Annotated in this window: 19 protein-coding genes; 13 read left to right on the top strand and 6 right to left on the bottom strand. The window is 44.7% G+C overall.

Going from position 1 to position 22,461, the window contains the following annotated elements; all coding sequences use genetic code 11:
- The 5 genes from oppB to R7Q47_RS12760 form a co-directional block, all read left to right on the top strand.
- Positions 1-885 (top strand): oligopeptide ABC transporter permease OppB (gene oppB, locus R7Q47_RS12780; protein WP_318072996.1); only part of this gene is annotated, 885 nt, incomplete at its 5' end.
- Between the two features lie 15 nt (positions 886-900).
- A complete protein-coding gene (oppC, locus tag R7Q47_RS12775; protein WP_017633861.1) occupies positions 901-1,803 on the top strand; it encodes an oligopeptide ABC transporter permease OppC in 903 nt (300 codons plus the stop codon).
- Positions 1,804-1,830: 27 nt separating this feature from the next.
- Complete coding sequence (locus R7Q47_RS12770; RefSeq protein WP_005380792.1) at positions 1,831-2,802, top strand: ABC transporter ATP-binding protein; 972 nt, start codon at positions 1,831-1,833, stop codon at positions 2,800-2,802.
- On the top strand, positions 2,781-3,794 hold the full coding sequence (oppF, locus tag R7Q47_RS12765) for a murein tripeptide/oligopeptide ABC transporter ATP binding protein OppF (RefSeq protein WP_275124873.1): 1,014 nt from the start codon (positions 2,781-2,783) through the stop codon (positions 3,792-3,794). Before R7Q47_RS12770 ends, oppF begins: the two co-directional genes overlap by 22 nt.
- A 167-nt stretch (positions 3,795-3,961) precedes the next feature.
- Positions 3,962-4,909: a glutathione S-transferase family protein gene (locus R7Q47_RS12760; protein WP_005387267.1), complete on the top strand. Its 948-nt coding sequence runs from the start codon at positions 3,962-3,964 to the stop codon at positions 4,907-4,909.
- Positions 4,910-5,023: 114 nt separating this feature from the next.
- Here R7Q47_RS12760 and R7Q47_RS12755 read toward each other — a convergent pair whose 3' ends face one another.
- The 3 genes from R7Q47_RS12755 to R7Q47_RS12745 all read right to left on the bottom strand — a co-directional run bounded on the left by R7Q47_RS12755 (position 5,024) and on the right by R7Q47_RS12745 (position 9,265).
- A complete protein-coding gene (locus tag R7Q47_RS12755; RefSeq protein ID WP_005380804.1) occupies positions 5,024-5,446 on the bottom strand; it encodes a hypothetical protein in 423 nt (140 codons plus the stop codon).
- A 341-nt stretch (positions 5,447-5,787) separates the two neighbouring features.
- Positions 5,788-7,932, bottom strand: a complete 2,145-nt coding sequence (pta, locus tag R7Q47_RS12750; RefSeq protein ID WP_005380805.1) for a phosphate acetyltransferase — start codon at positions 7,930-7,932, stop codon at positions 5,788-5,790.
- A gap of 136 nt (positions 7,933-8,068) precedes the next feature.
- On the bottom strand, positions 8,069-9,265 hold the full coding sequence (locus R7Q47_RS12745; protein ID WP_005380807.1) for an acetate kinase: 1,197 nt from the start codon (positions 9,263-9,265) through the stop codon (positions 8,069-8,071).
- Between the two features lie 346 nt (positions 9,266-9,611).
- Between R7Q47_RS12745 and yfbV the strand changes: the two genes are divergently transcribed.
- The 6 genes from yfbV (at position 9,612) to R7Q47_RS12715 (ending at position 16,864) form a co-directional block, all read left to right on the top strand.
- A complete protein-coding gene (gene yfbV / locus R7Q47_RS12740; RefSeq protein WP_005380809.1) occupies positions 9,612-10,064 on the top strand; it encodes a terminus macrodomain insulation protein YfbV in 453 nt (150 codons plus the stop codon).
- Positions 10,065-10,394: 330 nt separating this feature from the next.
- A complete protein-coding gene (locus R7Q47_RS12735; RefSeq protein ID WP_017633858.1) occupies positions 10,395-11,360 on the top strand; it encodes an ABC transporter substrate-binding protein in 966 nt (321 codons plus the stop codon).
- A gap of 174 nt (positions 11,361-11,534) precedes the next feature.
- Positions 11,535-12,470 (top strand): ABC transporter permease, encoded by a 936-nt coding sequence (locus tag R7Q47_RS12730; protein ID WP_012841584.1) that lies wholly within the window; start codon positions 11,535-11,537, stop codon positions 12,468-12,470.
- On the top strand, positions 12,467-13,261 hold the full coding sequence (locus R7Q47_RS12725) for an ABC transporter ATP-binding protein (protein WP_042523106.1): 795 nt from the start codon (positions 12,467-12,469) through the stop codon (positions 13,259-13,261). The genes R7Q47_RS12730 and R7Q47_RS12725 overlap by 4 nt, the downstream gene beginning before the upstream one ends.
- Before the next feature lie 141 nt (positions 13,262-13,402).
- Complete coding sequence (malZ, locus tag R7Q47_RS12720; RefSeq protein WP_248486878.1) at positions 13,403-15,229, top strand: maltodextrin glucosidase; 1,827 nt, start codon at positions 13,403-13,405, stop codon at positions 15,227-15,229.
- Between the two features lie 174 nt (positions 15,230-15,403).
- Complete coding sequence (locus R7Q47_RS12715; protein ID WP_005380815.1) at positions 15,404-16,864, top strand: sensor domain-containing diguanylate cyclase; 1,461 nt, start codon at positions 15,404-15,406, stop codon at positions 16,862-16,864.
- Positions 16,865-16,915: 51 nt separating this feature from the next.
- Here the strand turns inward: R7Q47_RS12715 and dusC are convergent, their stop codons facing one another.
- Positions 16,916-17,875 carry a tRNA dihydrouridine(16) synthase DusC gene (gene dusC, locus R7Q47_RS12710; protein WP_005380816.1) on the bottom strand — a complete coding sequence of 320 codons (960 nt, stop codon included), beginning with the start codon at positions 17,873-17,875 and terminating at the stop codon, positions 16,916-16,918.
- A 170-nt stretch (positions 17,876-18,045) separates the two neighbouring features.
- Between dusC and R7Q47_RS12705 the strand changes: the two genes are divergently transcribed.
- Positions 18,046-18,663, top strand: a complete 618-nt coding sequence (locus tag R7Q47_RS12705) for a YecA family protein (protein ID WP_005380818.1) — start codon at positions 18,046-18,048, stop codon at positions 18,661-18,663.
- Positions 18,664-18,742: 79 nt separating this feature from the next.
- Here the strand turns inward: R7Q47_RS12705 and dsbB are convergent, their stop codons facing one another.
- Both dsbB and nhaB read right to left on the bottom strand, forming a co-directional pair.
- The gene (gene dsbB, locus R7Q47_RS12700) at positions 18,743-19,279 is read right to left on the bottom strand and encodes a disulfide bond formation protein DsbB (RefSeq protein ID WP_031779052.1); all 537 of its coding nucleotides are present in this window, start codon (positions 19,277-19,279) and stop codon (positions 18,743-18,745) included.
- A gap of 83 nt (positions 19,280-19,362) precedes the next feature.
- Complete coding sequence (gene nhaB / locus R7Q47_RS12695; protein ID WP_154205151.1) at positions 19,363-20,949, bottom strand: Na(+)/H(+) antiporter NhaB; 1,587 nt, start codon at positions 20,947-20,949, stop codon at positions 19,363-19,365.
- A gap of 639 nt (positions 20,950-21,588) precedes the next feature.
- Here nhaB and fadR point away from each other — a divergent pair.
- Positions 21,589-22,428, top strand: coding sequence for a fatty acid metabolism transcriptional regulator FadR (gene fadR / locus R7Q47_RS12690; protein ID WP_005380824.1), 840 nt, complete (start codon positions 21,589-21,591; stop codon positions 22,426-22,428).
- Positions 22,429-22,461 lie beyond the last annotated feature (33 nt).

The following is a 22,461-nucleotide window of genomic DNA, read 5'->3' as shown; positions in this document are numbered from 1 at the left end:
ATCCCAACAATGTTGGTTTTGATCACCGTATCTTTCTTTCTTATGCGCTTTGCACCGGGAAACCCTTTCTCGACAGAGCGTCCATTGCCACCCGAAGTAATGGCAAATATCGAAGCTAAATATGGCTTGGATAAACCTGTATTTGAACAATACACCACGTATTTGACCAATGTTATCCAAGGTGATTTCGGACCGTCATTTAAATACCTTGATTACTCAGTAAACGAGCTGATCGCGGTTGCCTTACCTGTTTCGGCTAAAGTGGGCTTCATCGCCTTTATCTTTACTTTGATAATGGGGGTTACCGTCGGTACCATTGCTGCGCTCAAGCAAAATACTTGGATTGATTACACCATTATGTCGACTGCGATGCTTGGTGTCGTAATGCCATCCTTTGTATTAGCGCCTGCGCTTATCTACATATTCTCGCTTCATTGGAATATCTTCCCTGCGGGCGGTTGGCAAGATGGTAGCTGGCAGTATTTAGTGCTTCCTGTTATTGGTATGTCGCTACTGTATGTTGCTACCTTTGCTCGTATCACACGTGGTTCGATGATCGAAACCCTAAACAGTAACTTTATTCGTACGGCACGTGCTAAAGGTCTAAGTTACCGTTATATCATTATCAAACACGCTCTTAAGCCGGCACTTCTCCCTGTTGTTTCTTACATGGGCCCAGCTTTCGTAGGTATCATCACCGGTTCCGTTGTTATCGAAACCATTTTTGGTCTGCCTGGTATTGGTAAACTATTCGTTAACGCTGCGTTTAACCGTGACTACTCGCTAGTAATGGGGGTAACCATTCTGATTGGTTTCCTATTCATTCTATTCAACGCGATTGTAGATATTTTACTTGCAATGATTGACCCGAAAATTCGCTACTAACAGGGACGTTTGGTTATGTTAACGAAAAAAGAAAACCTAGAAGCGATTGAGAAATTCTCCGAAAACTTGGAGATTGAAGGTCGCAGTCTTTGGCAAGATGCTCGTATCCGTTTCATGCGCAACAAAGCGGCGATGGTGAGCTTATTCCTTCTTGTTCTAATGACGTTGGCGGTTATTATCCTGCCAATGATCGCACCGTACACATTTGATGATACTGACTGGTACGCGATGCACGTTGCACCGAATGCTGACCATTGGTTTGGTACTGACAGCTTAGGCCGTGATTTATACGTGCGTACGCTAATTGGAGGTCGTATTTCGTTGATGGTAGGTGTTATGGGTGCATTTGTAGCGGTACTGATTGGTACGCTCTACGGCGCAGCATCTGGTTTCATCGGCGGTAAAGTTGACCGCGTAATGATGCGTATTCTAGAAATTTTATACGCGGTACCGTTTATGTTCCTGGTGATTGTACTGGTAACATTCTTCGGTCGTAACATCATGCTGATCTTCGTTGCGATTGGTGCTATCGCATGGCTAGATATGGCGCGTATCGTACGTGGCCAGACTCTTAGTCTACGTAGCAAGGAGTTTATCGAAGCGGCACATGTGTGTGGTGTAAGCAACTGGAAAATCATTACTCGTCATATCGTACCGAACGTACTGGGTATTGTAGCGGTATACTCTACGCTGCTTATCCCAAGTATGATTCTAACGGAATCATTCCTATCATTCCTTGGTCTTGGTGTTCAGGAACCAATGACAAGTTGGGGCGCTCTTCTACAAGAAGGTGCACAGACAATGGAAGTAGCAATCTGGCAGCTGGCATTCCCAGCAGTGTTCATGGTTGTGACGCTATTCTGCTTCAACTACGTTGGTGACGGCCTGCGCGATGCGCTGGATCCAAAAGACAGATAATTAAAAGATAAGATTAAGGAAGCAATGATGAGCTTATTAGATGTCAAAGATCTGCGCGTCGAATTCACCACGCAAGATGGTATCGTAACCGCAGTAAACGATTTGAACTTCTCTCTCAACCAAGGCGAAACCTTAGGTATCGTTGGAGAGTCGGGATCAGGTAAATCTCAAACCGTATTCGCAATCATGGGCCTTTTGGCTAAGAACGGTATTATTTCTGGTAGCGCAAAGTTTGAAGGCAAAGAAATCCTAAACTTACCAGAAAAAGAACTGAACAAAGTGCGTGCGGAACAGATCGCAATGATCTTCCAAGACCCAATGACATCACTGAACCCTTACATGAAAGTGAGTGATCAGTTGATGGAAGTGCTTATGCTGCACAAAGGCATGGGCAAAGCGGAAGCATTTGAAGAATCAGTACGCATGCTGGAAGCGGTAAAAATCCCTGAAGCGCGTAAGCGTATCACGATGTACCCGCATGAGTTTTCAGGCGGTATGCGTCAGCGTGTAATGATCGCGATGGCGTTGTTATGTCGTCCTAAACTGCTTATTGCCGATGAGCCAACAACAGCACTTGATGTGACGGTACAAGCACAGATCATGGACTTGTTGAATGAGCTGAAATCTGAGTTCAACACAGCGATCATCATGATCACGCACGACCTTGGTGTGGTTGCAGGTTCGTGTGACAAGGTGCTGGTGATGTATGCAGGCCGTACTATGGAGTACGGCAACGTAAACGAAATTTTCTACAATCCAAGCCATCCTTATGCGGAGGGGCTGCTGAAGGCGATTCCTCGCCTCGATACTGAGGGTGAAATTCTGCCGACCATTCCTGGTAATCCACCAAACTTGCTTCGTCTACCGCCGGGCTGCCCTTATCAAGAGCGCTGTCACCGTGTGATGGATCGTTGTAAGCGCGAGGCGCCAATTCTGACACCATTTGGTGATGGTCGTCAGCGTGCATGTTTTTCTGAATGGGAGGCTTGGAACAAATGAACGCAGTAGACAAAAAACTAATTCTGGACATTTCTGAGCTGAAAGTTCACTTCAGCATTGCCTCAAAGTCGGCATGGCCGTGGTCAAAGCCTTCGAGCCTGAAAGCGGTAGATGGCGTGAACGTTCGACTATACGAAGGGGAAACGCTTGGTGTAGTAGGTGAATCAGGTTGTGGTAAATCGACGTTTGCTCGTGCCATCATTGGTCTGGTTGAAGCTACTGACGGCCAAGTAGTTTGGTTGGGTCAAGACCTTACTAAAATGAAAAGCGTTCAGCGCCGTGAGACGCGTAAAGAAATTCAGATGATTTTCCAAGACCCATTGGCATCGCTGAATCCGCGTATGACTGTTGGTGATATCATTGCTGAACCTCTTGAGACATTCTATCCAGAACTGTCTAAGCAGGAAGTGAAAGATCGCGTTAAAGAGATGATGGCGAAAGTTGGCCTATTACCTAACGTGATTAACCGTTACCCACACGAGTTCTCGGGTGGTCAGTGTCAGCGTATCGGGATAGCGCGTGCGCTTATCCTTAAGCCTAAGATGATCATTTGTGACGAGCCAGTATCGGCGCTTGATGTATCTATTCAAGCTCAGGTGGTTAACCTACTTAAAGAGATTCAAAAAGAGTTAGGGCTTTCTCTGGTATTCATTGCGCATGACTTGTCTGTCGTTAAACACATTTCAGATCGCGTTTTAGTTATGTATTTAGGTAATGCCGTGGAACTTGGCGAGGCCGAGGCTCTGTTTGCTGAGCCTAAGCACCCATATACGCGTGCGCTGATGTCTGCGGTTCCGATCCCGGACCCGGATATTGAGCGCAATAAGAAAATCCAAATGCTAGAGGGTGATCTTCCTTCACCTATCAACCCACCGTCGGGTTGTGTATTCCGCACTCGTTGCCCACAAGCAACCGAAGAGTGTGCGAAGACAAAGCCAACCATTTTAGGTAATGACGTTCACGCGGTATCTTGTTTACACGTTAGTGTATAAATTCAGCCTGTGACGGGCTTAAGCGCGACACCTTCATCGGGTCGCGCTTTTTTTATGTGTCTGATTTATACATTCGAATTTCTTGAACATGATGTCCTAAGTTCGATGATTCTCTGTTTGATAGGAAACGCTAATATAGACACAAACAGAACGAGAGGAGAGCAATCATGGGTAAGTTGGTTGAAGGTGTTTGGCAAGATGTCTGGTATGACACAAAATCAAATGGTGGCAAATTTGTGCGCGAAGATGCCGGATTCCGTAACTGGGTTAAAAACGACCCTGATGCGGAGTTTACACCAGAGTCCGGTCGATACCATTTGTATGTCTCTCTTGCTTGTCCGTGGGCACATCGAACCCTCATTTTCCGCAAGCTGAAAGGTTTAGAACCACATATTGATGTCACGGTCGTTTGCCCTGATATGCTCAGCCAAGGTTGGCAAATGGGGCTTCCTGAGCCATTGTTTGGTCACACGCGCATGTATCAAATTTACACGCAGGCCAAACCCGATTACACGGGCCGCGTAACCGTGCCTGTACTTTGGGATAAAAAGACCAATACTATTGTGTCAAACGAGTCGTCAGAGATCATTCGCATGTTCAATTCGGAATTCAATGCGTTAACAGGGAATCACGACGACTACTATCCAGATCATCTAAAACATGTTATTGATGAGTGGAACGATTTTGTTTATCCAAATGTCAACAACGGAGTGTATCGTTGTGGCTTCGCGACTACACAAGAGGCGTATGAAGAAGCGTTTGATTCTTTGTTTAATGCGTTAGATAAAATCGATGCTCACTTAGCGACGCATCGTTACTTAGCAGGGAACACAATTACTGAGGCTGATTGGCGTTTGTTTACGACTCTTATTCGTTTTGATGCGGTGTATGTGGGGCATTTCAAGTGTAACAAGCAGCGCATCGCAGACTACGAAAATATACAAGGCTACTTAAAAGAGTTATATCAAGTCGAAGGCGTCGAAGAAACGACGGATTTCTATCACATTAAACGCCACTACTACTTCAGCCACACTGGGATTAATCCGACGCAAGTTGTACCAAAAGGGCCTGATTTAGACCTAAATACTCCTCATGGAAGAGAAAGGATTGGCTAGTTTGCTGCTTCCATCGCAAATGAAAAAGTACTTAACGGTTAGCAATGCCGTTAAGTACTTTTGTGTCATCTAAATACCGGGAGTAGGAAGTTTACTTTTTCATTCATCGCCACCTTACTTAGCGCGTACGATGTCCATCACTAGCTTTCCGTCCACTTTTACAGGACCGTCCTCTTTAGCGCCGAGCGTATACTCAAACACACCAGTCTTCATGCCACCTTTCTCTCCGTGGACCATTAACATCAGCATATCGCCTGATTCTACTGGTTCCATCAAAATTGCATTTACGTTTTCATTCTTTCCCATTTTTAACGGAGCGTAGCCGATAACAGGACCAGGCTTCATTGATTCGTCTGTTCGGTGGACAACCATCCACCCATTGTCATCAGCATGAGCCATTTCAGCGGTCACCGTTCCTCCGGACATATCTTGATCGACGCCTTTAATACTCGGGGCGGAAAAGCTGAATGAAGAAAAACTAATCAGAAACGCAGCTAAACCAAACTTTATCAGTGATGTATTGATGAAATCCTTCATATATATTCCTTAGCAGTCAATGAGTTTGTGCATTGCAGTAGCTTTTACGTATTTCCTAGCAAAAAAGTTTAGCTAAAACGTAAATAATGTCGATAAATTGAACAGGGACCGTGCTGCTTTGGAGCCAATGCATTTTTGGGAGTGGGTCAATCGGTGTAAGAACAAGCACGAGCAATGTCGATTAGGTATGGGGGCGATAGGGAGAAAAGCTTTGTGCACCAGTAATTATAGGTTGTGCAGTGATTGGTATAAAAAACAAATAAGTGTTCTGGCCAGCAATAGAAAAAGCCCTCGACGAATCGAGGGCTTTGTATCTATATCCAACTAGATGTCAGAAGCGATTATTTAGCTTCTTGGTCTGCTTGGATAGCTGTTAGAGCGATGGTGTACACGATGTCGTCTACTAGCGCGCCACGAGATAAGTCGTTTACAGGCTTGCGCATACCTTGCAGCATTGGACCGATAGATACTAGGTCTGCTGAACGTTGTACCGCTTTGTAAGTCGTGTTACCAGTGTTTAGGTCTGGGAACACGAATACTGTCGCTTTACCTGCAACTGGAGAGTTTGGTGCTTTAGAAGCAGCAACGTTTTCCATGATCGCAGCGTCGTACTGTAGAGGACCGTCGATGATAAGATCAGGACGTTTCTCTTGAGCCAGTTTTGTTGCTTCACGTACTTTATCAACGTCTGCACCCTTACCAGATTCACCAGTAGAGTAAGAGATCATTGCAACGCGTGGTTCGATACCGAATGCTGCTGCAGAGTCAGCAGATTGGATAGCGATTTCAGCAAGCTGTTCAGCTGTTGGATCTGGGTTGATCGCACAGTCACCGTATACCAGTACTTGATCAGGCAGAAGCATGAAGAATACTGAAGATACGATAGACGCGTTTGGTGCAGTCTTGATGATTTGGAACGGAGGAACGATAGTGTTCGCCGTAGTGTGAACAGCACCAGAAACTAGGCCGTCAACTTCGTCGTTCTCAAGCATCATTGTGCCTAGGAATACTGAATCTTGTAGCTTCTCACGAGCCACAACTTCAGTCATGCCTTTCGCACCGCGCAACTCAACTAGGCGAGCAACGTAGTTTTCACGAACAGCATCTGCATCGATGATGGTTACACCAGTACCTAGCTCAACGCCTTGTTGAGCCGCTACGCGACGGATTTCATCTGGGTTACCTAGAAGTACACAGTCTGCAATGCCGCGTTCAGCACAGATTGCCGCTGCTTTAACTGTGCGTGGTTCGTCACCTTCTGGAAGAACGATACGCTTACCTGCTTTACGAGCAAGTTCAGTTAGCTGGTAACGGAACGCTGGTGGGCTTAGACGACGAGACTTCTGAGTGCCTTCAGTCATAGACTCGATCCAGTTACCGTCGATGTGGCCAGCAACGTGTTCGTTGATGAACTCGATACGCTCTTTATCGTCTGCAGGTACTTCGATGCTGAAACTCTGTAGGTTTAGAGACGTTTGCCAAGTGTTACCTTGTGCTTTGAAGATAGGTAGACCAGTGTCGAATGCTGGTTTACATAGGCCTTCGATTTCGCTAGGGATATCGTAACCGCCAGTTAGCAGTACTGCACCAATATCCACACCGTTCATTGCAGCAAGAGAAGCAGCAACGATAACATCAGGACGGTCTGCAGAAGTAACAAGTAGAGAACCCGGTTTGAAGTGCTCAATCATGTTTGGCAGAGAACGTGCACAGAAAGTGATGCTCTTGATGCGACGAGTGTTGATGTCACCTTCGTTGATGATATCTGCTTTCAGGTGTTTAGCCATGTCGATTGCACGAGTCGCAATCAGATCAATGCTCCATGGCACACAACCTAGTACACGAATTGGAGAAGTGTTGAAAATTTCCATCACTTTCAATTCGTTTTGTTTCGCGCTGTCTGCATCGTCAAAGATTTCAGATAGGTCAGGGCGAGTACGGCCAGCTTCGTCAACAGGAGCGTTTAGCTTGTTGATGATAACACCAGAGATGTTTTTGTTTTTAGTGCCGCCGAAGTTAGAACATGCTACTTCGATACGCTCTTTCAGTTGCGCAGGGTTATCAGTACCTGGAGTCGCAACTAGCACGATTTCTGCACCAAGTGTTGCCGCGATTTCCGCGTTTACTTGGTTTGCAAATGGGTGCTTACGAGTAGGTACAAGACCTTCGATTAGCGTAACGTCTGCGTCTTTGTTGATTTGGTTGTAACGTTCAACAACGGTTTCTAGCAGCTCGTCCATGTTGTCGTTACCGATTAGGCTTTCAGCAACAGACATCGCCATTGGTTCACCGATCTTCATATCGCTGTTACGACCAACGATAGTTGAAGTCAGATCTGGCTGATCACCACCTGAACGTGGCTGACAGATTGGCTTGTAGAAAGAAACTTTAACGCCTTTACGCTCCATAGCGCGAAGAACACCCATGCTAACGCTTGTTAGGCCAACGCCTGCGCTAGTAGGGATAAGCATAATAGTACGAGACATTCGTAGAGTACCTTTAGCTATTTGGGGGATAAAAGCTCAACTCTTATTCCATGAAGCTCGAAGAATAGGAGTTGAGCCCCTAAGAAATTCGTTTGAATGAAAATCTGGCTAGCCGAGTGGCTAGCCAGGAATTCAATTAAAGACCTGTCAGGCGAGCAGTGTCTTCAGCGATGACTAGCTCTTCGTTAGTAGAGATAACCATTGCAGGGATACGGCTGTTTTCAGTCGTGATAACGCCTTCGCCGCCGAAGCGAGCTTTAAGGTTAGCTTCGCTATCTACTTCGATACCGAAGATGCCAAGACGGTTTAGAACCATTTCACGGATAGGGCCAGAGTTCTCGCCGATACCGCCAGTGAAAGTGATTGCGTCTAGACGGCCTTCCATTGAAGCAGTGTAGCCAGCAACGTATTTAGCTAGACGGTGGCAGAACACGTCCATTGCGCGTGTTGCTTCTTCTTTTTGACCGTAGTTGTCTTCAACGAAACGACAGTCAGAAGTCACTTCAGTTAGACCTTGAAGACCAGACTCTTTAGTTAGCATCGTGTTGATTTGATCAACAGAGTAACCTAGAGCGTCGTGTAGGTGGAAGACGATAGCAGGGTCGATGTCGCCACAGCGAGTACCCATTACCAGACCTTCAAGTGGAGTAAGACCCATAGAAGTGTCTACAGATTGACCGTTCTTGATCGCACATACAGATGCGCCGTTACCTAGGTGACAGTTGATGATGTTTACTTCTTCAACTGGTTTGTTTAGTAGGCCTGCAACTTCACGAGTGATGAACAAGTGAGAAGTACCGTGCATGCCGTAACGACGGATACCGTGTTCTTTGTATAGGTTGTATGGAAGAGCGTATAGGTAAGACTCTTCAGGCATAGTTTGGTGGAACGCAGTGTCAAATACAGCAACGTTTTTCAGCTCTGGGAAGTTTTTCTTAGCCGCTTCGATACCGATGATGTGAGCAGGGTTATGAAGAGGTGCAAATGTTGCAGCGTCTTGAATACCTTTTAGAACTTCATCAGTAATTAGTGCAGATTGAGTGAACTGCTCGCCGCCGTGAACGATACGGTGACCGATTGCGCCTAGGTTAGCTTTAAGCTCTGGCTTAGAAGCAAGAATAGTTTCTACCATAAACGCTAGTGCTTCTTCGTGAGCTGCACCATTGCCTAGTTGAGCTTCGTGCTTGCCATCAAGTTTCCACTTGATGCGAGCTTCAGGAAGGTGAAGACACTCAGCAAGACCTGACAAGTGCTCGTCGCCGTTCTCGGCATCAACAACGGCAAATTTAAGAGAAGAACTACCGCAGTTTAAAACTAAAACTAGCTTAGACATGTATGACTACCTGTTATTCGTCTGATAAAAAATCAGTTAAAGAATGAAAAATTAATCACAAGAATAGCCGATACCCAGAAGGCTGCGTACTAATCCTGGTCAAAAATTGTTCTAATTCCATATAAAGAAATAGTGATGAACCCTTCCATCACTATGATGCGATCCGTGCAGATAGATATCTCGGAGTTGCTTAAATTGTAAATAACAGCAACAATGAGATTGAGGGTCTGCAAAGGATAGCGATAATAAGCAATGATAACAAAAAAAATTTGAAAGAATATTAACTTTCATCAATTTTTTGTACCTTCAGTTGAAATGTTCAACTATTTTTTAGTGAGAGAGCGGTATGAGTAATAAAGTCGGATTGATCCATAGCCTGAAAGATGGCCAGAATTACATGGAGATCTGGCCGGTTCGTAAAGAGCTAAGCGCCATATTTCCGGAACAGCGTATCATTAAGGCGACTCGCTTTGGCATTAAAGTCATGCCGGCCGTTGCTGCGATCAGCGTACTCACTCAAATGGCATTCAACAATTACCACGCGTTACCTCAATCCATTGTTGTCGCCTTGTTTGCGATTAGCTTGCCACTTCAAGGCATTTGGTGGCTTGGTGCTCGATCCAACACGAAATTGCCGCCTTCTTTGGCCTCTTGGTATCGGGAGTTGCATCAAAAAATTGTGGAAACAGGTTTTGCATTAGAGCCTGTCAAAGCTCGCCCTCGTTACAAAGAGCTTGCGATCATACTGAACCGAGCGTTTCGCCAGCTCGATAAATCGTCATTAGAGCGTTGGTTCTAATTTAAATTGTTTGAAATGGAGTGTGCACTGGCCGCTCCATTTTTGATCCTGCCTCTATTACCTACTTTGACGGTCGTCGATGAAGCGAGCGAAGCTTTGTTTACCAAAGATTCTTTCCGGATGAAGAAGTCCCCCTGATCACAAATGTTGCTTTAGTGTTAAATCTTTCTTTTCTTTACTAAGACTTAGTAGTAATAATAAAAACAAGATGCGCAAGAAGTGCACAGTTATACGAACACAACAATACCGCCTTCAAACATTTGAATTCACGAGTCGATACACATATTGAAAGCTCGTGAAACAAGGACGAAGTCACATCAAGGAGTTATGATGAAAACGAAACGTTTATTAGCCACCGCCGTTCTATCTGCTACTGCTATTTTCTCTTCTACCAATGTACTGGCCGCCACTGCAACTGTCGCAGTTTCACAGATTGTCGAACACCCGGCGTTAGACGCGACGCGCCAAGGATTACTTGATGGTTTGAAAGCGAAAGGCTACGAAGAAGGCAAAAATCTAGAATTTGATTATAAGACCGCACAGGGTAATCCAGCGATTGCGGTGCAAATTGCCCGTCAGTACGTCGGCGAAAATCCTGATGTGTTAGTTGGCATCGCGACACCTTCGGCACAAGCTTTGGTGTCGGCTACTCGCTCTATTCCTGTTGTCTTTACTGCGGTAACAGATCCGGTTGGTGCGAAATTGGTTAAGTCGATGGAACAACCAGGCAAAAACGTAACTGGCCTGTCTGATCTTTCACCCGTTGCTCAGCATGTCGATCTGATCCAAGAAATTCTTCCTCAGGTGAAAAGCATCGGGGTTGTATTTAATCCCGGTGAAGCTAATGCCGTGACTTTAGTTGAATTACTAAAAGAAAGCGCAAAAGCAAAAGGCATACAAGTGGTTGAAGCGACCGCACTAAAAAGTGCTGATGTTCAGTCTGCGACTCAAGCGATTGCAGCGAAATCAGACATTCTTTACGCCCCAACAGACAATACAGTTGCAAGTGCGATTGAAGGGATGATTGTGGCAGCGAATCAAGCGAAGAAACCTGTATTTGGTGGCGCGACGTCGTATGTCGAAAAGGGTGCTATTGCAGGCTTAGGTTTTGACTACTACCAGGTTGGTGTACAAACCGCGGATTACGTGGCGGCGATTCTTGATGGTCAAGAACCAGGCAAGCTGGATGTAAAAGTCGCGACGGGCTCTGACCTTGTAATTAATGAAAGCGCAGCATCTAAGCTCGGTATCAAGCTGCCAAGTTCTGTGGTTGAACGTGCGACAAGCATGCAATAAGTAACGCTTTTTGGGGTTAAGCCTGTCACGTTGGTTGATAGAGGCTTGCCCCAAAACTGATACTCTCCGGGTTTCTCGTGTAAAGCATTCTGCTAGAGAAGAAGGGGAGTATACGTTAGAAGTCTTAAGTTCAGGTTGGTATTAGCCAGCCTGAGCATGCAGAAAGGAGCAGTTATGTCTGCATTTGCTTTTTTTGGTGCACTCGAAATTGGCTTGATTTATGGCCTAGTCGCTCTGGGTGTGTATCTTACGTTCCGTGTTCTCGATTTCCCCGATTTGAGTGTGGATGGCAGCTTTCCAATGGGAGCTGCGGTAGCTGCAACGGCGATTGTCGCAGGTATTAATCCTTGGCTTGCGACAATAATGGCGATGATAGCTGGTAGTATGACGGGGTGGGTAACCGCTTTTCTGGCTGTTCGGTGTGGTATTTTACACCTGTTAGCTTCCATTCTTACCATGATCGCTGCATTTTCAATTAATATTCGTATTATGGGCAAACCTAATATGGCGTTGCTTGGAGAGGATACGATTCTCACTCCGTTTGAAGCATTGGGCGATGCGATGTTTATTCGCCCTCTGGTTGTTGGGGTCTTAGTTCTTCTGTCCGCTTTCTTTGTCATTCGCCTGCTGAACAGCGACTTTGGTCTTGGTTTACGAGCCACGGGTGTGAATGCGCGTATGGTTTCTGCGCAAGGGGCGAGCACTGGCTTTTATACCTACTTTGGCTTGGCTTTATCCAACGGGTTTGTGGGATTCGCAGGCGCGTTGTTTGCACAAACGAACAGCTTTGCGGATGTGACCTCTGGCGTGGGCACCATTGTCGTTGGTTTGGCAGCTGTGATTTTGGGGCAGACCCTTATTCCCGGGCGCAAGATTTGGGTTGCGGTATTTGCGGTCATCATCGGTTCGGTACTTTATCGCCTTGCAGTGGCTTTCGCTTTGAGCTCTGGCATGTTTGGTTTACAAGCTTCAGACCTCAACCTGGTTACCGCAGTATTGGTGGCTGTGGCGCTTATTGCTCCAAAGCTAAAACAGAGCATGAGAGCGAAACAACGCGTTACTGATGCTAAACAAGCGGCATCAAAAAATGGTTCTGGGGAGGCATTATGATCGAACTAAATAACATTCAGGTCACGTTCAACCCAGGGACGATTTTGGAAAATCGTGCATTGAAAGGCGTCTCTTTAGAGGTTCCAGAGCATCAATTTCTTACCGTGATTGGTTCTAATGGCGCAGGAAAATCGACGTTGCTTGGTGCGGTGACAGGTGAGACGCCGATGATAGGTGGTCAGGTGATCATTGATGGTAAAGACGTCACCAAGCAGACGGTAGCCCAACGTGCGACGCAATGTGCCCGAGTGTTTCAAGATCCATTGGCCGGGACTTGTGGTGCACTGACGATAGAAGAGAACATGGCTCTAGCGCACATGCGTGGTAAAAAACGCAGCTGGGGGTTGGCGCTCTCTACTAAACGTCGCAAGCTGTTCCAAGAGCGAATTAGCATCCTCGGTCTTGGTTTAGAAGACCGCTTGGGCGATAGCATTGGGTTGCTGTCTGGTGGACAACGACAAGCCGTTAGCCTTGTGATGGCGACGTTATCGGAGAGTAAGTTGTTATTGCTTGATGAACACACGGCTGCGCTTGATCCTCGTATGGCGGCGTTTGTTATCGACTTAACTAAACGTATTGTCGATGAGTTCGATTTAACAGTGATGATGGTGACGCATTCGATGAAAGACGCATTAGCATGTGGCGATAGGACCGTAATGCTTCACCAAGGTGAAATTGTGCTTGATGTGGCTGGAGAGCAGCGCGCTAACATGCAAGTACCAGACTTGTTGGATATGTTCTCCAAAGTGCGTGGTGAAGAGCTGGCAGATGACAGTCTCTTGTTGAACTAAGCGGTATCCGACAAGTCACTACGCCTACTAAGTGTGGTCCTCCTTGGAAAAATTGGCTGATATGTCAACTCGCAGGGAGGATTTCTTGTCTCTAATTCTTCAATAACATAGTGGCATATCCGATGACGAGGAGTGCCCATAATGAACCTGCCATTTATTTTTCATAGTCAAACTATTGATGGTTTAGCTTTTAATGACGAGCAAGTTACAGTCAGACTGAAAACCGAGACATTGGATTTTGATTCCGTCTATGTGCGTATTGAGCCGGACAATGAAGAATATCTGGTCGACATGGCTCAAGTAGGAACGGCTGGTGAATTATTACTATGGGAGGCATCGTTTCGACCAAATCAAGATCGAGATGTCACACATTATGTGTTTAAGCTCCTCAAAGACGGACAACAATACTGGCTCGATGCTCGAGGCGTACAAAAGCGTATTCCACCCAAAGAGTTCCACTTTAAGTTGAATGTAGAGCATCAACCACCAAGCTGGGTCCAAGAGCAAGTTTTCTATCAAATCTTTCCTGACCGTTTTTCTGCTAGTAAAAGTGAGTCTGATATTCGTCACGCTTATGCTCAGTATGATTCTGCATCGATCGTCAAGGTGTGGGGAGATGCGGTAGGCTCTCACCAAAATACCGGGGCACGTGAATTCTTTGGCGGCGACCTCAAAGGTGTGGAGCAAAAGTTGGACTATCTTGAACAGCTCGGCGTTACTGCGCTTTATTTTAATCCGATCTTTTCTTCACCAAGTAATCATAAATACGACACCACCGATTACTTCACTGTTGACCCTATGTTCGGCACTAATGATCAGTTTGCTGAACTGTGTGAGAAAATCCGTGGTAAGAATATGAAGATTGTCTTAGACGCGGTGTTTAACCACACGTCAGTGCATCATCCTTGGTTTGATATCCAACAAAAAGGAGAAGGAGCGTATGGCAATCCGCAGTCAAAGTTCCGTGATTACTACTTTTTCGAAGGTGAAACCAATCACTACATTGGTTGGAAAGGCATTGGTAACTTACCGGTTCTGAACTTTGAAAATGAACAGGTGCGCGACTACATCTACCAAAGTGAAGATTCTGTCATCAAGTATTGGCTGAAGCCACCGTACTTGGTTGATGGCTGGCGGTTTGATGTAATCCATATGCTTGGCGAAGGAGACGGCGCGAAAAACAATGCTCATTATGTGGCAGCGTTTCGTCATGCAACTAAGTCAGTAAACCCGAATGCTTATGTGTTAGGTGAGCACTTTTTTGAAGCAACGCAGTGGTTGCAAGGTGATCAAGAGGATGGGGCGATGAACTACTACGGTTTTGCTCATCCAGTCCGAGCTTTTATCGCACGACAAGATATTATGTACGATCCAATCAACATTGATGGTTTGGAGTTTAAAGCATGGTTGGACGAAGCCAGAGCAAAAATCCCATTTTCTAATCAGCTATCGCAGCTAAATCAACTCGATAGTCACGATACTGCTCGGTTTATCACATTGGTTGATGGTGATAAGCGTAAAATGAACATCGCGCTAGCAATGCTTATGACTTACGTTGGCACGCCTTGTATTTACTATGGGAGTGAAGTCGGTCTAGAAGGAGGGCTAGACCCGGATAATCGTCGTTGTTTTCCTTGGAATGAAATTGAAAGTTCACAATGGCTATCGCTTTACCAACAATGGATCAAGATCCGTAAACAATGTAAGCCTTTAGAGTCGGGCTGTATTCAATGGCTTCATTGTACTAACAACCAGTTGGCGTACGCACGTGTACTGGGTCGTGAAGCAGTCGTTGTTATGATTAATCTCAGTGGTAATGAATGTTCAATCGATTTACCTATGTGGCAACTGGGCTTGGAGGTTAGCCAAGTTATATCGTTGTTAGATGACACAGAACAGGTTGATTATAAAGGTCATATCTCTGTCAATATGTCGGCACAGAGCTGCAAATTATGGCGACTAAAGTGACACCACACTCTATATTGATTAAACTCCTTTAATATATAAACGGTCTCAAACAGCGCGCACACATTTGTTTGGTCTCTTGTTATCTGGTGCTGCATTGCATGCGTCACCAGATAACGAGTATCAATTTAATAGCAGTCATAAGAGACTATTGACCTTTCATATGCATGGTACTCAATGGTAAACCAAAGGCGATTTAGCCTCTCATTTGTCATCTTTTTTCCTCTGGCGTTATTTGTAGTGGTTTTACTCGTGACAACGAAAAATTACTATGATGCGGTTAACCGCTATATCGATTCTGAGTATTCGCGTATCGAGCGTGCAATGTCTCGCGGTATTAAAGTACTCACGGCTTTAGATTACAGCTTCACCAACTATACCAATTACGCTAACCCACTGTTTGAAGAACATAATTCTTTAGTCAAAGAAGGGCTTTGTTATCTTTGGCCTATAGATGTGTTATTACTCGAAAGTGTTTATAGTGAAGGGTTACCTGCGGTTGACCTTGATTATATGATCGTAGGGGACGAAAGCTTATGTCAGCAAGGTTCAACGATTAACCAGTTAGCTGAACAAAAGGCGGGTTTTGCGCCGTCATTGTCATTTCTGCACGATATTGAATCGCACATTGTTGGAATTCATTACATTGACAAGCGCGGTTACGTTATCTCCTCACCCGATACCTACGCAAAAAATTTCACGAGAGAACTTTTGTCAACGCTAAAAGCCCGACCTTTTTGGCAAAAAACCGCGCAAGATAAAGTGAATATTACCTTGGCTGGACCAGGGCCAGTGTTGGACTCGATGGAAGGTCAAGTCATTAGTATGACGGTACCCGTCTATGAGAAAGGAGAACACCAAGGTGTTTTGTCTATTGATTTTGACATCAATACGCTCATGGCTTCGTCGCTAGGTCTTGTTGGTCAGTTTCATTTGGTTTCCAATTTACAATCCATTCCTTCAAACAGTACACGAATCAAACCAGTCGAATTAGAGCGATTGAGTGCGAATCACAGCATGTACTACGAGTACAACCTTTGGGATGAAGCTAAGAACCTAGCGGTTTTTGAAAAATACAGCCTTATTGTCGCACTATTTATTTACGTGCTGAGTACCGTCGTCTTGTTCTATGTGAATATGCATAGCGAGCGACGCTACTTTAAAGAACTGGCAGCAAGAGACCCAATGACCAGCTTATTGAATCGTCGAGGTATGCAAACCGTGTGGCGTAATAAGATGACAAAAAAACAGGTTGCTTTAGCAGTGTTCGATATTGATAACTTCAAGAAGATCAACGACACCTATGGTCATGATGTCGGTGATTCTGCAATTCAGCTTGTTGCAAAATGTATACGTGAAAATATTCGCCATACCGATGTTGCCTCAAGGTTTGGTGGCGAAGAGTTCGTTTTAGCGATTTATGACGAAGATTCAGAGGGCATTAAACTCATTTTAGACAGAGTAAAAAAGGCCATAGATGAGCGCTCGACACGCGTAACGAAAGAAGGCTTTACGATCTCTGGCGGTGTGGTGTTTAGTAAAGAGAGCCGAGTAGAAAACTTTGATGAATTGTTTAAAGCGGCGGATGAAAAGTTATATCAAGCCAAAAGTACCGGCAAAAATAAGATCTGTTACTAGGATTTAGATACAAAAAAGGACGAGATATTCGTCCTTTTTTGTGTTCGGGAGTTATGCAACCTGAGAGTTTAAGTCATCGCGGTAGCGTTGAATATGCTCAACAATTGGTGCGGCTTTGTTGAACGTTCTGATTTCTCTAAATAGGTCTTTTGCTTCAGGATAAGCTTGACGTAAGTAAGAGAACCATTGTTTTACGCGGTTTGGGTAATACAAGCCTTTATCGCCTTTCATCTCGAACTTGGAGTAATAGATGAGCAACTCAACCACCTCGGGCCATGACATTGGCTGGTGGTTATGTTTTACCATATTGCCTAAGTTAGGGATATTGAAAGCGCCTCGGCACACCATTAAAGAGCTAACGCCAGTCGTTTCAATGCAACGTTGACCGTCTTCATAATTCCAAATTTCACCATTCGCTATCAGTGGGATATCGAAACGTTCGCGAATTTGGTTGATGTAATCCCATTTTATCTCAGAAGCTTTATAACCACCTTGTTTAGTACGTGCGTGTACGGTCAGTTCATTTGCGCCAGCAGACTGAATGGCATCGACAATTTCAAAGCAATCTTCAGGGTTCTCCCAGCCAAGACGAATTTTTGCAGTTACGGGAATGGCTTCTGGAACGGCTTCTCGACAAGCTTTAACCACACGGTGAATGAGCTCTGGATGCTGGAGTAGCGCTGCTCCACCTTTACTTTTGTTGACCATTTTGGCTGGGCAACCAAAGTTTATATCAATACCTCTGGCGCCAAGGTTTGCCGCTTTAATTGCGTTCTCAGCCATCCAGTTCGGTTCTTGTCCCAACAATTGCACATGTACTGGCACACCAGATGCAGTCTGAGAACCTTGCAACAGCTCCGGGCATAAACGGTGAAATACATGATCGGGTAATAGCTGGTCGATTACGCGAACAAACTCCGTAACACACAGGTCATAGTCGTTTATCTCGGTCAGGATTTGGCGCATCAAATGATCTAAAACGCCTTCCATTGGGCCTAGTACAACTCGCATAGCTTGCCTAATACAGTTTGGTGGTAAAAAGGAGGGCGATTGTAGCGATGTAAGTTAAGTTTGTCATTAAAAGAGTCGAAGCGCCCAATGCAGTCAAACACACAACGTTAGGTTACGTGCTTTTGAGCTCTGAGGTATAATGCCGCCAAATTTATGGGAAACCAGATGTCATGCAATACACATTGATTGAAAAAGGTGAAGTTCACGTCGATGAATCTTGCCTATTTATCGAAGGCGCAGTGTTAGCTGCGAATCTGACGACAAAACCACTCGCTCCTGAAAAGTGGTTAGAGCCGCTATTAGGTGAGGGATTCAAAGCGATTCAACCAGCTGTGGAAGAGCAAATTCACAAGCAGCATAACCGAATTCAACGAAACGAATATTCCGTGCTAGAGCTAACAGGCAAAGAACCTGAACAACTTGCTGATTTTGCCGAAGGCTTTATGTCTGTTTGGCCAATGATTGAAGAACAGTGGCAAGACGTTGAGCTCAATGATGGATTACAGCGTATGCTGCAAGCATTACTGACCACTTTGATGCTGGCGATCGATGAGCCAGCAACGCAGCAACAGATGCGTGACGCAGGTATTGAAACGCCACCGGCCCTGACAGATTTAGTCGACCAGCTTGATTTAATGGTCGGTGAAGTCGCGCTGGGCGCGGATGAGTTGATGGTAGGCAATAAAGCTCAAAGCCTAAACCCATTCAAAGGTATCGGGCGCAATGATCCCTGTCCTTGTGAGAGCGGAAAAAAATTCAAGCAGTGCTGTGGTCAATCACGCGGCTAAAGCGAATCGCCGCGCTATCCACTTAACAAAAAGCCGACCAGATGGTCGGCTTTTTGTTAATTTTTACGCGTCAGTAGGATTAACGAATTGGATTAACGCGTTTTGCAGGGAAGAATTGTGCAATTACAATTAATGCCAAAGCGATTAAATTGCCTGCAAAAATTACTACTAACCATTGTGGCATTGATAAATCAAGGAGCTGCCACACAACCTTAGAGCAATCACCATATGCTTCAAACATCCAAGGAACCCACTGATTGAGCGGAGCCCAGCTGGGGAATGTGACGAATAAATCGCAAGTCGCGAATGGTGATGGATTAAACTGGTAGTCAACGTGCTGCATCGCAAGTAACAAACCCTTGTAAGCACTTAATCCCCAGCCTATCAAACCTAGCCAGCGGAAAATTGGGTTCTTGGGTGCCAATATACCAACCATTGCAGCGACGCCCACTCCCATCATCGCGACTCTTTCATAAATACACATGACACATGGTGCAAGCATCATGACGTGCTGAAAATAGAGGGCACATGCTTCAAAGAAAACGACAAATAGCAGAAGCAGTAGCCACGATAAACGTCCCTTTGAAAACTGGTTAAGTGAATTTAAAATAGTCACGTTTTTGTTCCTGTCTGAAATAGAAAAAGCTCTGAATACTCAGAGCTTTTTATCGTGGATAAGTTTCCTAATCAACTCAAATTTTAGTGACCACCGGATACTACGGGAGTCAGATCACCACTATGAGGTAAAATCCAACCAGCTTCGTAGAAAGAAGCTGTTGCAGGCTCTAGGAAGAACATGATTCCCATCAGACCGACAATCGCAAGAACGACGGTGTAAGGCAGCGCCATGATAACCATTCGACCGTAAGACAGACGAATTAATGGAGCGAGAGCCGATGTGAGTAAGAATAGGAATGCCGCTTGACCGTTTGGCGTTGCAACAGAAGGCAGGTTAGTACCAGTATTGATTGCCACCGCCAGTAAGTCGAACTGATCACGAGTAATGAGACCCTCAATGAGTGCAGTTTTTACTTCATTGATGTAAACCGTACCAACGAACACGTTATCCGACACCATAGATAATAAGCCATTCGCCACATAGAACAGAGCTAGCTGAGTACCTTTATCTTCAACGGCAAGCACCGCATCGATGACTGGTTTAAACAGCTCTTGGTCAATGATTACGGCAACGATCGAGAAAAATACTGCAAGCAGTGCAGTGAAGGGCAGGGCCTCTTCAAACGCTTTCCCCATGGAGTGCTCTTCAATGACACCAGTAAATGCGGTCGCTAATATGATCACAGAAAGGCCAATTAAGCCGACAGCCGCTAAGTGCAAAGCGAGTGCAACGATCAACCAAACCGCAATAAGACCTTGAACCCAGAGTTTTGCGACATCTTGATTTGTTCGCGTTTTACGCTCTTCACGGTCAAAATCGACGAGGATCTGACGAACGTTGTTAGGAAGCTTTGCGCCGTAGCCAAACACTTTAAGCTTTTCAACTAAAGCACAAGTGACGAGACCACAGAAAAATACAGGTAGTGTCACTGGAGACATACGGATTAGGAATTCACCAAATAACCAACCCGCTTGGTCTGCAATAATTAAGTTTTGAGGTTCACCAACCATCGTGGTTACGCCACCTAAGGCAGTACCTACACCAGCATGCATCAACAAAGAGCGCAAAAAGGCACGATAGTTTTCTAAGTCATCACGCGTTAGTTCAGTGATCGTGTCATCTTGTGTATGGTCATGGTCACCGATAGGGTTACCAGACGCTACTTTGTGATAGATAGAGTAAAAGCCGATCGCCACGCTGATAACAACGGCGATAACCGTCAAGGCATCCAAAAATGCAGACAAAAATGCCGCAGCAAAGCAGAACGCGAGTGATAGTAGGGTTTTAGAGCGAATGCCAAGTAAAATTTTGGTAAAAATGAACAGCAATAGCTGCTTCATGAAGTAGATGCCCGCAACCATAAATACCAGAAGTAGCAGTACTTCGATATTTGCTACTAATTCGTGCTTAACTTGCGCAGGGCTAGTCATGCCGATAGCAATGGCTTCAATAGCAAGTAAACCGCCAGGTTGTAATGGGTAGCATTTTAATGCCATTGCTAGCGTGAAAATAAATTCAGCGACCAACAACCATCCAGCTACAAATGGGTTTATTAGGAAGAATACAATCGGGTTAATTATTAAGAAGGCTATAATGGCAACTTTGTACCAATCAGGCGCTTTACCAAGGAAGTTCTTGATAAAAGCGTTTCCGAGCGATATCGGCATGATAATTCTCTTTATAACAAAATTATGAATAGACACTACAATAGTGCTTAAGTATCTGTTTGTTAGACTTATTAACTAGTCTTTAAAAACAATAACTTAGTAAAACAACAATCCTTTGTTTATTGTAGTCTTGCCAAGTTACTTCCCCTGAACTCAAGCACCGCTCACTTTCGACCGCAAACTCTACACTCAGGCATTTATTAGTCAATAACAAAACGTGATGCTACCGACTAAAATGACTTTTTAAATGTAATAACGCGATCAAAACGGCGTTACTATACCATGAAAGTCTTAAAAAAATCCTCTTGGATTTTAAATGACGGTCAGTGACGAGAAAAGGCAAATTAAGAAAGAATATTAACTGTGATATACAAAGTAATTTTTCATATTTTGAATATAAAAATGTGACACGGTTGTCTTTATTTCTCCGAGATTTGTGAGCTGTTTAATTAAATGAAAATTCATATTTTACTGCTTTCGCTCGCATGTTAGAGCCTCTTAAATTGTCACAACATATAGAGTATTAACTCTATGTTATGGAGTCGTTTCCACTATTGATCGTAAATTTTCTCAAACCGCTAAGTAGTGGTATGATGAGTACTATCGACCCTCAGAAATCAATATTGGATAAAAAGTAGAATGGTCATAAAGGCGAAAAGCCCTGCGGGATTCGCAGAAAAATATATTATCGAGAGCATTTGGAACGGCCGTTTTCCTCCAGGCTCAATTTTACCTGCTGAGCGCGAGCTGTCCGAACTGATTGGTGTTACTCGAACGACTTTAAGAGAGGTTCTTCAACGACTAGCCCGTGATGGCTGGCTGACTATCCAGCACGGCAAACCTACGAAAGTTAACCAATTTATGGAGACCTCTGGTCTGCATATTTTGGATACTTTAATGACGCTAGACGTTGATAATGCGACAAACATTGTAGAAGATCTGCTTGCGGCACGTACCAACATCAGTCCTATCTTTATGCGCTATGCATTTAAAGCGAACAAAGAGAGCTCTGAGCGTACAATTAAGAACGTAATCGAATCTTGTGAAGCTTTAATGAATGCGGCTTCCTGGGACGAATTCATCGCTTCTTCGCCGTATGCTGAAAAAGTTCTGCAGAATGTGAAAGAAGATAACGAGAAAGATGAAGCGAAGCGTCAAGAAATCTTGATTGCTAAAACGTTCAACTTTTACGATTATATGCTTTTCCAGCGCCTAGCATTCCATTCAGGAAATCAAATTTACGGTTTGATCTTTAATGGTTTGAAGAAGCTCTACGATCGTGTCGGTAGCTACTACTTCTCAAATCCAGCTTCTCGTGAGCTAGCTCTGAAGTTTTACCATCAATTGCTCGAAACTTGTGAAAGTGGCCAGCGTGAACAACTACCAGTGGTGATTCGTCATTATGGTATGGAAAGTGCGTTGATCTGGAACGAAATGAAAAAGCAATTACCAACGAACTTCACGGAAGACGACAGCTAAGCGCTGACAAGTTGAATAAACGAAAACCGCAGT

The organism is Vibrio sp. Vb0349, from assembly GCF_033338975.1.
Note: the sequence above shows the minus strand (reverse complement) of the source record. Positions and strands in the feature narration are given on the sequence as shown.

Bases quoted from the DNA above. Each gene is read 5' to 3' on its own strand.
- dusC (WP_005380816.1), bottom strand. From the start codon at position 17,875: ATGCGAGTTGTACTAGGCCCAATGGAAGGCGTTTTAGATCATTTGATG.
- R7Q47_RS12770 (WP_005380792.1), top strand. From the start codon at position 1,831: ATGAGCTTATTAGATGTCAAAGATCTGCGCGTCGAATTCACCACGCAA.
- R7Q47_RS12735 (WP_017633858.1), top strand. From the start codon at position 10,395: ATGAAAACGAAACGTTTATTAGCCACCGCCGTTCTATCTGCTACTGCT.
- R7Q47_RS12715 (WP_005380815.1), top strand. From the start codon at position 15,404: ATGGTAAACCAAAGGCGATTTAGCCTCTCATTTGTCATCTTTTTTCCT.
- R7Q47_RS12705 (WP_005380818.1), top strand. From the start codon at position 18,046: ATGCAATACACATTGATTGAAAAAGGTGAAGTTCACGTCGATGAATCT.
- nhaB (WP_154205151.1), bottom strand. From the start codon at position 20,949: ATGCCGATATCGCTCGGAAACGCTTTTATCAAGAACTTCCTTGGTAAA.
- oppF (WP_275124873.1), top strand. From the start codon at position 2,781: ATGGGAGGCTTGGAACAAATGAACGCAGTAGACAAAAAACTAATTCTG.
- R7Q47_RS12760 (WP_005387267.1), top strand. From the start codon at position 3,962: ATGGGTAAGTTGGTTGAAGGTGTTTGGCAAGATGTCTGGTATGACACA.
- pta (WP_005380805.1), bottom strand. From the start codon at position 7,932: ATGTCTCGTACTATTATGCTTATCCCTACTAGCGCAGGCGTTGGCCTA.
- R7Q47_RS12725 (WP_042523106.1), top strand. From the start codon at position 12,467: ATGATCGAACTAAATAACATTCAGGTCACGTTCAACCCAGGGACGATT.
- R7Q47_RS12730 (WP_012841584.1), top strand. From the start codon at position 11,535: ATGTCTGCATTTGCTTTTTTTGGTGCACTCGAAATTGGCTTGATTTAT.
- oppC (WP_017633861.1), top strand. From the start codon at position 901: ATGTTAACGAAAAAAGAAAACCTAGAAGCGATTGAGAAATTCTCCGAA.
- R7Q47_RS12745 (WP_005380807.1), bottom strand. From the start codon at position 9,265: ATGTCTAAGCTAGTTTTAGTTTTAAACTGCGGTAGTTCTTCTCTTAAA.
- fadR (WP_005380824.1), top strand. From the start codon at position 21,589: ATGGTCATAAAGGCGAAAAGCCCTGCGGGATTCGCAGAAAAATATATT.
- R7Q47_RS12755 (WP_005380804.1), bottom strand. From the start codon at position 5,446: ATGAAGGATTTCATCAATACATCACTGATAAAGTTTGGTTTAGCTGCG.
- yfbV (WP_005380809.1), top strand. From the start codon at position 9,612: ATGAGTAATAAAGTCGGATTGATCCATAGCCTGAAAGATGGCCAGAAT.
- malZ (WP_248486878.1), top strand. From the start codon at position 13,403: ATGAACCTGCCATTTATTTTTCATAGTCAAACTATTGATGGTTTAGCT.